The sequence below is a fragment of the Streptomyces sp. NPDC059788 genome, from assembly GCF_042732265.1.
Classification (GTDB): domain Bacteria; phylum Actinomycetota; class Actinomycetes; order Streptomycetales; family Streptomycetaceae; genus Streptomyces.
Map to the genome: position 1 here is coordinate 45,956 of NZ_JBHWHY010000050.1, position 12,512 is coordinate 58,467.

The following is a 12,512-nucleotide window of genomic DNA, read 5'->3' on the forward strand; positions in this document are numbered from 1 at the left end:
GGGTGGCAGGACGCCCGGGCGGCACGACGTACGGAGAGCACGACGTACGAAGAGCACGACGCCCGGAAGGCCCCGGCACCCGAGTGACCGGCCCCCGGAAACGCGGCGGCGCGGCCCGGCCGCCCGAAACCGCGGCGGCGCGGCCCGGCAGTGCCGGACCGCGCCGCCGTCACGACGTGCGAAGCGTCAGCTGTGCGTACGCAGCAGCGTGCGCATGGTCCGCATGGCGACCGACAGGTTCGCCAGGTCGAACCCTTCCGACCCGTGGATCTCCTCCAGCGTGGTCCGCGCGCGGCCGAGGATCGCCGCGTTCTTCTCCTCCCACGCCTTGAACCGCTCCTCCGGCGTCGCGGAGTCGCTGCCCACCGACAGCACGTCGCCGGTCAGCGCGGCGTGCGCGGCGAACAGGTCCTCGCGGATGGAGGCGCGGGCCATCGACTGCCACCGGTCGTTGCGCGGCAGTTCCAGGATGCGGTCCAGGAGCTGGTTGATCCGCAGCCGGTCGCCCAGGTCGTAGTAGACCTCGGCGACGGCCAGCGGCTCCTTGCCGGTGCGGTCCGCGATGGCCACGATGTCCAGCGCCGGGAAGACCGAGGAGAACCCGGCCACCCGCGTGGCCAGCGCCACCGGCACACCGGCCTCGGCCAGCTCGTCGAGGATGCGCTGGTGCCACTCCAGGTCGCTGCCGCGCAGCAGCTTGGGCAGTTCGGTCCAGACCTCGGCGACCCGGTCGGCGAAGAAGCCGATGGTCTCGGAGAGTTCCAGCGGCTGCGGCCGGTTGTTGAGGAGCCAGCGGGTGCCGCGCTCCACCAGGCGCCGCGAGTGCAGCCGGATGCGGGTCTGCACGTCGGCGGCCACGGCGTTGTCGAGGGCCTCGACGTCGTCCCAGACGTTCCCGAGCCCGAAGATCGCCCGCGCCGCGGTGTGCGCCCGTACGACCTCTTCCAGCGCGGCGCCGGTCTCCTCCCGCATCCGGTGCAGGAAGCTCGTACCGCCGGAGTTGACGGTGTCGTTGACCATGACGGTGGTGACGATCTCGCGGCGCAGCGCGTGCGCGTCGATCTGCTCGGCGAACTTCTCGCGCAGCGCGGTGGGGAAGTACGCGTGCAGCAGGTGCTGGAGGTACGGGTCGTCCGGCAGCCCGGTCTGGATCAGCGCGTCGGCGACCGTGATCTTCGTGTAGGCGAGGAGCACGGCGGTCTCGGGCTGGGTCAGGCCGCGCCCGGCGTTCAGCCGTTCCTTGATCTGGCGGTCGCTGGGCAGGAACTCCAGGTCCCGGTCCAGGTGCCCGTCGCGCTCCAGGCGGCGGATGAAGCGCTGCTGGGCCGAGAGCATGCTGGCGGACTGCGCCTGGGCCAGCGAGAGCGCGGTGTTCTGCGCGTAGTTGTTGCGCAGCACCAGCGCGCCGACCTCGTCGGTCATCTCGGCCAGCAGCTTGTTGCGCTGCTTGACCGTCATGTCGCCGTCGGCGACGACCGAGTTGAGCAGAATCTTGATGTTCACCTCGTGGTCGGAGGTGTCCACACCGGCACTGTTGTCGATCGCGTCGGTGTTCATCTTGCCGCCGTTGTGGGCGAACTCGATCCGGCCGAGCTGGGTCAGGCCCAGGTTGCCGCCCTCGCCGACGACCTTGACCCGCAGGTCCTCGCCGTTGACGCGGATCGCGTCGTTGGACTTGTCACCCACGTCCGCGTTCGACTCGGCCGACGACTTCACGTACGTACCGATGCCGCCGTTCCACAGCAGGTCCACCGGCGCCCGGAGGATGGCCCGCATCAGGTCGGCCGGCGTCATCTTCTTGACGCCCGCCTCCAGGCCGAGGGCGGCCCGGACCTGCGCGTTGATCGGGATGGACTTGGCGGTACGGGGGTGGATGCCGCCGCCCTGCGACAGCAGGCCGGTGTCGTAGTCCGCCCACGAGGAGCGCGGCAGCTCGAACAGGCGGCGGCGCTCGGCGTAGGAGGTCGCCGCGTCCGGGGTCGGGTCGATGAAGATGTGCCGGTGGTCGAAGGCGGCCACCAGCCGGATGTGCTCGCTGAGCAGCATGCCGTTGCCGAACACGTCACCGGACATGTCGCCGACACCCACGACGGTGAAGTCCTCGGTCTGGGTGTTGACGCCCAGTTCGCGGAAGTGCCGCTTGACCGACTCCCAGGCGCCGCGGGCGGTGATGCCCATGCCCTTGTGGTCGTACCCGGCGCTGCCGCCGGACGCGAACGCGTCGCCGAGCCAGAAGCCGTACGACTCGGCGACCTCGTTGGCGATGTCGGAGAACGTCGCGGTGCCCTTGTCGGCCGCGACGACGAGATACGTGTCGTCCTCGTCGTGCCGCACGACGTCGGCGGGGTGCACGACCTCGCCCGCGACGAGGTTGTCGGTGATGTCCAGCAGGCCGGAGATGAACGTCTTGTAGCAGGCGATGCCCTCGGCCAGCCACGCGTCGCGGTCCGCCGACGGGTCCGGCAGCCGCTTGCCGACGAAGCCGCCCTTGGCGCCGACCGGCACGATGACGGTGTTCTTGACCATCTGCGCCTTGACCAGGCCGAGCACCTCCGTGCGGAAGTCCTCGCGCCGGTCCGACCAGCGCAGACCACCGCGCGCGACCTTGCCGAAGCGCAGGTGGACACCCTCGACACGCGGCGAGTACACCCAGATCTCGTACGCCGGGCGCGGCGCCGGCAGGTCCGGGATGGCCTGCGGGTCGAGCTTCATCGACAGGTAGGCGTGCGGCTCGCTGCCGCTGTTCTTCTGGTAGTGGTTCGTGCGCAGCGTCGCCTTGATGACGGTGAGGAAGGACCGCAGGATGCGGTCCTCGTCCAGGCTCGCGACCTGGTCCAGCGCGCCGTCCAGCTCCTCCAGCAGCCCGTCCGTCAGCTCGGTGCCGGCCCGCTGCCGCTCCGGGGACATCCGCGCCTCGAAGAGGCTGACCAGCAGCCGGGTGGTGTGGACGTTGTTGGAGAGGGTGTCCTCCATGTACGTCTGGCTGAAGGTCGAACCGGCCTGCCGCAGGTACTTGGCGTACGCGCGCAGCACCATCGCCTGGCGCCAGTTCAGCCCGGCCCGCAGGACCAGCTTGTTGAAGTTGTCGCTCTCCGCCCGGCCGGTCCACACCGCCGTGAAGGCGTCCTGGAACCGCTCGCGCGCGTCGTCGCCGTTCATCCTTTCGGGGATGCGCAGCCCGAAGTCGTAGATCCAGGCGGCGCTGGCGTCGGTGCAGCGCAGCTCGTGCGGACGCTCGTCGACGACCTCGACGCCGAGACGGTTCAGCACCGGCAGGACCTTGGACAGGGAGACCGGCTCACCCGTGCGGTAGATCTTGAAACGGCGCTCGTCGGGGCCCGCGCCGACCGGCTCGTACAGGCTGACCTCGAAGTCCTTGCCGGCGGCCGGGGCCAGCTTCTCCAGGTGCTGGAGGTCGGCGACCGCGCTGCGCGGCGGGTTGTCGGCCTTGTAGCCCTCGGGGAAGGCGTGGTTGTAGCGGCGCAGCAGCTCGGCGGCGCGCTCCTCGCCGACCTCGGCGGTCAGCGCCTCGGCGAAGCCGTCGGCCCAGGAACGGGCGGCCTCGACCAGGCGCGCCTCGATGCGCTCGGCGTCGGCGTCGGTGAGGTCCGGCAGGGCCGCGCCGGGCTCGACGCGCACGACGAAGTGCAGCCGGGACAGGATCGACTCGGTGTTCCAGGCGGTGAAGTCGACGCTGGTGCCGCCCAGTTCCTCCTTGAGGATCTCGATCAGCCGCAGCCGTACGCCGGTGGTGTAGCGGTCGCGCGGCAGGTAGACCAGCGCCGAGTAGTAGCGCCCGTACTCGTCCTGGCGCAGATACAGCCGCAGCCGGCGGCGCTCCTGGAGGTACAGGACGCTGGTGACGATGGACTGCAGCTGGTCGACGGGCGTCTGGAACAGCTCGTCGCGCGGGTAGGTCTCCAGGATCTGGAGCAGGTCGCGGCCGTCGTGGCTGTTCGCGGTGAAGCCGGCGGCGTCCAGGACCTCGGCGACCTTGCGGCGGATGACCGGCACCCGGCGTACGGACTCGGTGTACGCGGCCGAGGAGAACAGGCCGAGGAAGCGGCGCTCACCGACGACGTTGCCCTGGGCGTCGAACTTCTTGACGCCCACGTAGTCGAGGTAGGAGGGGCGGTGCACGGTGGAGCGGCTGTTGGCCTTGGTCAGGATCAGCAGCCGGTGCTCGCGGGCCTTGGCGCGCGCGTCCTTGGGGAGCCGGTTGAACGACGGCGAGACGGGGTGGCCGTCGTCGCCCTCGCTGTGCGCGGGGTCGGAGCGCAGGATGCCCAGGCCGGTGCCGGGCACGGCGGTCAGCACGTCCTCCTCGGTGCCGGACTCGCCGGGGGCCGAGGTCAGCTCGTACTCGCGGTAGCCGAGGAAGGTGAAGTGGTCGGCGGCCAGCCAGCGCAGCAGCTCACGGGCCTCGTCGACCTCCTGGTCGCGCAGGTCGTCGGCGGTCGGCTCGGTGGGCAGCTCGTCGGCGATGCGCAGCGCGGAGTCGCGCATCTTCTCCCAGTCCTCGACGGCCTCCCGTACGTCGGACAGCACCCGCAGCAGGTCGGCGGTGATCTGCTTGAGGTCGGCGCGGTCGGTCTCCCGGTCGATCTCGACATGGATCCAGGACTCGATCAGCGCGTCGTGCGGCAGGTCCCGGCCCTTGCCCTTGCCCGCCTTGTCCTTGCCGGTCCGGCCGTGCAGATCGCACGAGTTGTCGAGGACCTCGATCAGCTTGCCGGTCACGTCACGGCGGACGATCACCTGCGGGTGGATCACGACGTGGATGCCGCGGCCCTGGCGGGACAGCTCGTTGGTGACCGAGTCCACCAGGAACGGCATGTCGTCGGTGACGACCTCGACCACGGAGTGGCTGCACGTCCAGCCGTTCTCCTCGACCGTCGGCGTGTGCACCCGTACGTTCGCGGTGCCCTGCGGGCGGTTCTCGGCCAGGCGGTAGTGGGAGAGCGCGGCGCCGAAGACATCGACCGGGTCGCGGCCGGTCAGGTCCTCCGGCGCGGTGTGCAGGTAGTAGCGCTGGAGGTATCCCAGGAGGGTGTCCGGGTCGAGGCCCTGTACCGGTGCCTGTCCTCCGGCCGGGCTGCTTTCAGCGACCCGGGCAGCCCTCGCGAGCAGCTCGGTCTTGGCTTCGTCCAGCTTGGTCTGCATGTCCTCTGGCTCCTGTCGCGCGCCGTTGCGTGACGTCGTGGATGAACTCCGTGGAAGCTGCACAGCACCGGCACGAACCGTGCGGATTTCCCCGACGCAACGCGGGGAAGTGTCCGGTCGGAAACGACGCTGTACCGCGATGAGCGATGACCGGACCACACGGCACCGACCCGGTCGGAGTCGGCGTGGGGTCCCGGTCGCAACGATCAGCGGCCGCCCGGTCACTGTGCTGTCCCGGGCGCACGACGGAGGCCTCGATGCCCCCGCGGGTTATCGCGCTGATCACGATGTAAGGCTATCGCTCTCCGCGGGGGTGCCGTCATGGTCCAGCTGTGTACAAAACCACTAGCCGAAATTTGACGATCCGGACAGCGACGCGACGGCGCGGCGCCACCCCTGGAATCCCACGGTATCCCGCGGGGGCTTGGCAAGCACGACGATCCGGAGGACGTTGAGCGGGACACCGAGGAGCGGATCGCCACCGCGCGGATGTGACGAACGGCACGTCCGCGCGGGGTACGCAACCCGAGCGGAGGTGGACGGCATGGCCGCCAAGATCCTGATCGTGACCGGCGACGCGGCGGAGTCCCTGGAGGTCCTCTACCCCTACCAGCGGCTGCGCGAAGAGGGCTACGACGTACACGTCGCCGCCCCGGCCCGCAAATCCCTGCGCCTGGTCGTACACGACTTCGAACCGGGCTTTGACACCTACACCGAGAAACCCGGCTACACCTGGCCCGCCGACCTGGCCTTCTCCGAGGTGGACCCGGGGCAGTACGCCGCCCTGGTGGTGCCCGGGGGACGGGCGCCCGAGTATCTGCGCAACGACCCCGAACTGCGCAAGCTGGTGAAGTCCTTCTTCGACGCGGACAAACCCGTCGCCCAGATCTGCCACGGTCCGCTGCTGACCGCCGCCATCGGCGGCCTCAACGGACGCCGGGTCACCGCCTACCCCGCCCTCGAAATGGACATGCAGGCCGCCGGCGCCACCTTCCGGGACGCCGAGGTCGTCGTCGACGGCACCCTGGTCTCGTCCCGCGCCTGGCCGGACCACTCGGGATGGATGCGCGAGTTCATCGCGGTGCTCCGGACGAAGGCGCCGGTCACGTAGGGCTTGAGGAACGGCGCGCGGTCGGTGGCCCCGGCCCGCGGCAGCCGGGCGCCCCCGGCTACGCGGCGATCTCCTTCGCCGCCTCCACCGCCTCCGCGAGCGTGTCCACCACCGGCACGCCCGCGGCCGCCAGGCTGCTCCGGCTGTGCGAGCCGCCCGTGTAGAGCACCGCGTGCGCCCCCGCGTGCCGGGCCGCTACCGCGTCGTCCACCGCGTCACCGATCACGACCGTACGCGCCGGGTCTATTCGCGCCGCCTCCCCTCGCGCCGGATCTGTTCGCCCCGCGCCGTCCGGCCGGGCCGCCCCGGACGGCCCGGCGGCCAGGGCCGCGAGGTGGCGCACCATGTACTCGCTCTTGCCTCCGCCGGACGGCCCCGTACGGCCGTCCACGCGCAGGAAACGCGACGCGATACCGAAGTCACGCACCAACGGCATCAGCTCGTCGTGCCCGTACATGCTCAGGATCGACTGGCTGCGGCCCGCCAGCTGCCAGCTCTCCAGCAGCGCCTCCGCGCCCTCGGCGAGCCCGCACGCGGGACGGTGGACGGCGTAGTGCCGGTGGAACGCCTCGTCCATGACCAGCCACTCGGCGTCCGTGGGCAGCCGCCCCAGCAGCCGCTCGTAGAACTTCGGTATGGGGACGCAGTACAGCTCGCGATAGCGATCGAGGGTGATCGGAGGCAGCCCGAGCTCGGCGAAGGCGGCGTTGGTCGCGCCCATCACGGCTTCGGTGTCGTGAAAGAGCGTGCCGTTCCAGTCCCAGACGATGTGCGTCGCGTGCGTCCCCATGCCCAAGACGGTACCCATGACCACTGACAGCGCAGTCACGGGTAACGGTGCTGCGGGCCGGCGGGCGGCACGCCGTCGGACCGTCAGGCGATCAGGTTCGGGATCTCCTGGACGCCGAACCACATCAGCTCGTGGTCCTCGGCGCCGTCGACCGTGAACCGCGCATCCTCGTCACCGAGGTCCGCTGCGCCCAGCGCGGCCGCGGCGGCCTCGACGTCCGGCGTCGCGTCCTCGGAGTCGACGTGCACCGCCGCCGCCTTCGCCATCGGCACCGGCCCGGCGATCCGGACCTCGCCCAGCGCGGCCTGGTCCAGGCCACGGTCGGGGTCGGCGACGGCCGCGCCGTCCGGGACGTCCACGGCCACCACGACCCGGCGCCGCGGGGCCCGCGGATCGGCCGCGAGCCGGCGCAGCGAGCCCTGCGCGGCCCGGTTCAGCGCCGCGTACTCCAGCTCCTCGATGTCGTCGGAGACGTACCACTCGCGCAGCGCGGGCGTGACGGCGTAGGCGTCCAGCGGACCGGGGCCCAGCTCCCCGGCCTCGTGGGCCGCCGCGAGTCCGGGCAGGGTCAGGGGGACATAGACGCGCATGGCTGCCGCTTCCGCTCACTTCGCCGGGGTATGGGAAAAACTGCCCGGCCAGCATACGGGCGCGGGGTACGGGAGTGGGATACGGGCGCGGGTCCCCCATCGGGCTCCCGCTCCGCCGCCCCGGCGCCGCCCTCCCCGGGCACGTACCGCCACGCGCCCGCGCACCCGCCCGTTCTCCCCCTGATGGGTGAATTCGCGGCCGTCCGCGGGGCCCGTCCGACGGCCCTTGCCGCCGTCGCTTCGCCGCCGGTAGAAGAGCCCCACCGAAGCTACTCCCCGGTATCCACCGGACCGGCCGAACGGGGGCCCACCATGCTCACTGCCCAGACCGACACCCACCCGCCCGCCCGCATCCGCTTCCCCAGGCCCCCGGCCGCCGCGGGCCCCGGCCGTCCCCGCACCGGCCCGCCGGGCCGCCGCGACACCCGGCGCCCGGCCGGCCCCCGTACGGTCCCGGCCGCCCCTCGTACGACCCCGGCGACCGCCGCCCGGCACCGTGCGTCCCGTCCCCTGCCGCACGACTGGTTCGCCGAACAGCTGCTGCTCACCCTCAGTGGCCGCCGCCCCGTGCACGCGCTGCTGGGCCACGCGCTGCCCGCCGCGTACGACCGCCTCGTGGAGCTGGCCCCGCAGGCACCACTGAGGCCGTCGGGCACCGGAGCGGGCCGCCCTGTCCCGGCCCCGACGGTGCGCCACTGCGGGCTGTGCCGGCCGCGCCAGGGCGTCATCGAGGCGTTCGCCCGCATCGCCTCCGGGGAACGGCTGCGCGCCCTCGCGTTCCGGCTGGAGCTGGGCAGCGACACCCGGTGGCGCTGCGCCGCCCTCGACATCGGCCCGTCCACGAGTGTGTGGTGACCGGCCCGGCCCGTACGCCCGGGGGACCTGCGGACACGACCGCACCAACCCTCCAGCCCTCCGGCCCCGCCACGAAAAGGGCCGGGGCGCCGCAGCATCCCGCTGCGGCGCCCCGGCCTCACCCGCTCCGTGGAGCGCGGTGTGTCACTTCTTGCGGCGGCGCCCGCCGCTCTTCTGGGCCTTGCGGCGCTCCGCGCGCGTCAGGCCGTCCGACTCCGAACGGGCCGGGGCCGCGTCGTCGCTGGTGAAGTCGCCCTCGACGACACCGCCCTCGCCGTCCACGGTCGGCGCGGAGAAGTGCAGCCGGTCCGGGCGCTGCGGCGCCTCCAGGCCCTTCGCGTGGATCTCCGGCCGCCCGGCGCCGGCGGGCACGGCGTCCTGCGCGTCCTTGTCCAGCGAGGTCTTCTCCTCGGCGTCCGCCACCGGGACCTCCTCGACCTGCTGCTCGACCTGAACCTCCAGGTTGAACAGGTAGCCGACGGACTCCTCCTTGATGCCCTCCATCATCGCGGTGAACATGTCGAAGCCCTCGCGCTGGTACTCGACCAGCGGGTCCTTCTGGGCCATCGCCCGCAGGCCGATGCCCTCCTGGAGGTAGTCCATCTCGTAGAGGTGCTCGCGCCACTTGCGGTCCAGGACGGACAGCACCACGCGGCGCTCCAGCTCCCGCATGATGTCGGAGCCGAGCTGCTCCTCACGGGCCGCGTACTGCTGGTGGATGTCCTCCTTGACGGCCTCCGCGATGAAGTCGGAGGTGATGCCGGCGCGGTCACCGGCCTCCTCCTCCAGCTCCTCGACCGTCACCTTGACCGGGTAGAGCTGCTTGAACGCGCCCCACAGGCGGTCCAGGTCCCACTCCTCCGCGAAGCCCTCGACCGTCTCCGCCTGGATGTAGGCGTCGATCGTGTCGTCCATGAAGTGCTTGACCTGCTCCTGAAGGTCCTCGCCCTCCAGGACGCGGCGGCGCTCACCGTAGATGACCTCGCGCTGGCGGTTGAGGACCTCGTCGTACTTCAGGACGTTCTTACGGGTCTCGAAGTTCTGCTGCTCGACCTGGGACTGCGCGGACGCGATGGCGCGCGTCACCATCTTGTTCTCGATCGGCACGTCGTCGGGGACGTTGGCCATGGCCATGACCCGCTCGACCATCTGGGCCTTGAACAGGCGCATCAGATCGTCGCCGAGGGAGAGGTAGAAGCGGGACTCGCCGGGGTCGCCCTGACGGCCGGAGCGGCCGCGCAGCTGGTTGTCGATACGGCGCGACTCGTGCCGCTCGGTGCCCAGCACATACAGCCCGCCGAGGCTCTTGACCTCCTCGAACTCGGCCTCGACCGCGGCCTCGGCCTTCTCCAGGGCGGCGGGCAGCGCGGCCGCCCACTCCTCGACGTGCTCGACCGGGTCCAGGCCCTGGTCGCGCAGCTCGGTCTCGGCCAGGTCGTCGGGGTTGCCGCCCAGCTTGATGTCCGTACCGCGGCCGGCCATGTTCGTGGCGACCGTGACGGAGCCCTTGCGGCCCGCCTGCGCGACGATCGACGCCTCACGGTCGTGCTGCTTGGCGTTCAGCACCTCGTGGCGCACGCCGCGCTTGTTCAGCTGCTGGGAGAGGTACTCGGACTTCTCCACGGAGGTCGTGCCGACCAGGATCGGCTGGCCCTTCTCGTGCTTCTCGACGATGTCCTCGACGACCGCGGCGAACTTGGCGACCTCGGTGCGGTAGATCAGGTCGGCCTGGTCCTTGCGCACCATCGGGCGGTTCGTCGGGATCGGGACGACACCCAGCTTGTAGATCTGGTGGAACTCGGCGGCCTCGGTCATGGCCGTACCGGTCATGCCGGAGAGCTTGCCGTAGAGGCGGAAGAAGTTCTGGAGGGTGATCGTGGCGAGCGTCTGGTTCTCGTCCTTGATCTCCACCCCTTCCTTCGCCTCGATCGCCTGGTGCATGCCCTCGTTGTAGCGGCGGCCGGCGAGGATACGGCCGGTGTGCTCGTCGACGATCATGACCTCGCCGTCGATGACGACGTAGTCCTTGTCGAGCTTGAACAGCTCCTTGGCCTTGATCGCGTTGTTCAGGTAACCGACCAGCGGCGTGTTGACCGACTCGTACAGGTTGTCGATACCGAGCCAGTCCTCGACCTTGCCGACGCCGGACTCGTGGATGCCGACCGTGCGCTTCTTCTCGTCGACGTCGTAGTCGCCGGTCTCCTCGATACCGCGCTGCGGGTTGGCCGGTTCGCCCTTCTTGAGGCGCTTGACCAGCTTCGCGAAGTCGCCGTACCACTTGGTCGCCGAGTCCGCGGGGCCCGAGATGATGAGCGGCGTACGGGCCTCGTCGACCAGGATCGAGTCGACCTCGTCGACGATCGCGAAGTTGTGGCCGCGCTGGACCAGCTCCTCCTGCGACCAGGCCATGTTGTCGCGGAGGTAGTCGAAGCCGAACTCGTTGTTCGTTCCGTACGTGATGTCGCGGTTGTACTGTTCGCGGCGCTCGGCGGGCGTCATGTTGGCGAGAATGCAACCCACGGACAGGCCCAGGAACTTGTGGACCCGGCCCATCATCTCGGAGTCGCGCTCGGCCAGGTAGTCGTTGACCGTGATGAGGTGGACGCCCTTGCCGGACAGCGCGTTCAGATACGCCGGGAGGGTACCGACCAGGGTCTTGCCCTCACCGGTCTTCATCTCGGCGACATACCCCATGTGGAGGGCCGCGCCGCCCATCAGCTGAACGTCGTAGGGGCGCTGGCCGAGCACGCGCCTGGCGGCCTCACGGACCGTCGCGAACGCCTCGGGCAGCAGGTCGTCCAGAGTTTCGCCGTCCGCGAACCGCTGCTTGTACTCATCGGTGAGCGCCCGCAGCTCGGCGTCGGAGAGGGCCGCGAAGTCCTCCTCGATGGAGTTGACCTGGCCCGCGATGCGGTGCAGTTTGCGCAGGATCTTTCCTTCGCCTGCACGCATGAGCTTGTTGAAGACGGACACTTGGGCTGGTCTCCTTGCCGGTCGGGCCTGGCGCTGGGGGTTCCCCCCGCCGCAGGCAGGGGGAGGGTGCGCGGGCGCGGCATTTTTCCAAGGGGCAGGCCCCGCCGCAACGGCCATCGTAAAGGAGGACCCCATCCGGCCGGGAGGTCCACCGCCGCGAAGCGCACCGCTCCCCGGTGCACACCTTTCTCATACGAGAACGCGCGAGGGCGGCGGAAGGTGCCGGGGCGGGGATGGGGAGGCGCCGGAGCGGGAGGCGGGAGGTGCCGGAGCGGGGTGGCAGGAAGTGCCGAGGCCGAGGTCGGGGAGTGCCGAGGCGGGGGCTTTGGTGGGGGCCGCGGTGGGGTCTGATGGGGACCGGGCGAGGCTCGGCGGGGCTCAGGCGGGCTCCGGCCGGGTCTCGGGAAAGTGCTCGCGGCCGGCACCGCCGCCTCCCCACACTCCCTGTATGGAACCCGTCACGCTGACCACCGGGCGCCTTCACCTGCGCCCCTTCGAGCCCGCCGACGCCCCGGCGGTACACGCCGCCTGTCAGGACCCCGACATACCGCGCTGGGCCCCCGAGGCGTCCTCCTTCGAGATGGCACAGGCACACCACTACATCGCCCGGAGCCGGCAGGACTGGCGCTCGGACACCCAGTACCGGTTCGCGGTGACCGCCAGGGCGGACGGCGCGCTGATCGGCGCCGTGAGCCTGTTCCGCCTGGCGCTGCTGACCGAGGAGCGGCAGGCCGAGATCGGTTACTGGGCGGCGCGGGAACAGCGCGGCAAGGGCTGTACCGCCGAGGCCGTACGGGAGGTCTCGCGCTGGGCCTTCACGGACCTCGGCGTCGAGCGGCTGGAGTGGCACGCCGAGGTCGGCAACGCCGGATCGCGCGCGGTGGCGCTCAAAGCCGGCTTCCTGATGGAGGGCACCCTGCGCGCCAAGAGCGCACACCGCGGCGTCCGGCGGGACGTCTGGGCCGGCTCGCTGCTCCCCGCCGACCTGGGGCTGACTTCGCAGACACCTCATGTCCCGTTCACCTCCTAA

General features: G+C 70.9%; 7 protein-coding genes. 3 read left to right on the forward strand and 4 right to left on the reverse strand.

Annotation, left to right across the window (positions count from 1 at the left end):
- Positions 1 to 186: 186 nt before the first annotated feature.
- Positions 187 to 5,163: an NAD-glutamate dehydrogenase gene (locus ACFV57_RS33950; protein WP_385240101.1), complete on the reverse strand. Its 4,977-nt coding sequence runs from the start codon at positions 5,161 to 5,163 to the stop codon at positions 187 to 189.
- A gap of 544 nt (positions 5,164 to 5,707) precedes the next feature.
- Between ACFV57_RS33950 and ACFV57_RS33955 the strand changes: the two genes are divergently transcribed.
- Positions 5,708 to 6,274, forward strand: coding sequence for a DJ-1/PfpI family protein (locus tag ACFV57_RS33955; RefSeq protein ID WP_385240103.1), 567 nt, complete (start codon positions 5,708 to 5,710; stop codon positions 6,272 to 6,274).
- Positions 6,275 to 6,332: 58 nt separating this feature from the next.
- On the opposite strand, the gene ACFV57_RS33960 is transcribed toward ACFV57_RS33955, so the two are convergent.
- Both ACFV57_RS33960 and ACFV57_RS33965 read right to left on the reverse strand, forming a co-directional pair.
- On the reverse strand, positions 6,333 to 7,064 hold the full coding sequence (locus ACFV57_RS33960; protein ID WP_385240105.1) for an HAD family hydrolase: 732 nt from the start codon (positions 7,062 to 7,064) through the stop codon (positions 6,333 to 6,335).
- 83 nt (positions 7,065 to 7,147) lie between these two features.
- Positions 7,148 to 7,654 carry a DUF6912 family protein gene (locus tag ACFV57_RS33965; RefSeq protein WP_385240107.1) on the reverse strand — a complete coding sequence of 169 codons (507 nt, stop codon included), beginning with the start codon at positions 7,652 to 7,654 and terminating at the stop codon, positions 7,148 to 7,150.
- A 312-nt stretch (positions 7,655 to 7,966) separates the two neighbouring features.
- On the opposite strand from ACFV57_RS33965, the gene ACFV57_RS33970 reads away from it, so the two are divergent.
- A complete protein-coding gene (locus tag ACFV57_RS33970) occupies positions 7,967 to 8,509 on the forward strand; it encodes an Rv3235 family protein (RefSeq protein WP_385240109.1) in 543 nt (180 codons plus the stop codon).
- A 144-nt stretch (positions 8,510 to 8,653) separates the two neighbouring features.
- Here ACFV57_RS33970 and secA read toward each other — a convergent pair whose 3' ends face one another.
- Entirely contained in the window at positions 8,654 to 11,482 is a 2,829-nt protein-coding gene (secA, locus tag ACFV57_RS33975) for a preprotein translocase subunit SecA (protein ID WP_385240111.1), read from the reverse strand.
- Between the two features lie 448 nt (positions 11,483 to 11,930).
- On the opposite strand from secA, the gene ACFV57_RS33980 reads away from it, so the two are divergent.
- The gene (locus ACFV57_RS33980) at positions 11,931 to 12,512 is read left to right on the forward strand and encodes a GNAT family N-acetyltransferase (protein ID WP_385240113.1); all 582 of its coding nucleotides are present in this window, start codon (positions 11,931 to 11,933) and stop codon (positions 12,510 to 12,512) included.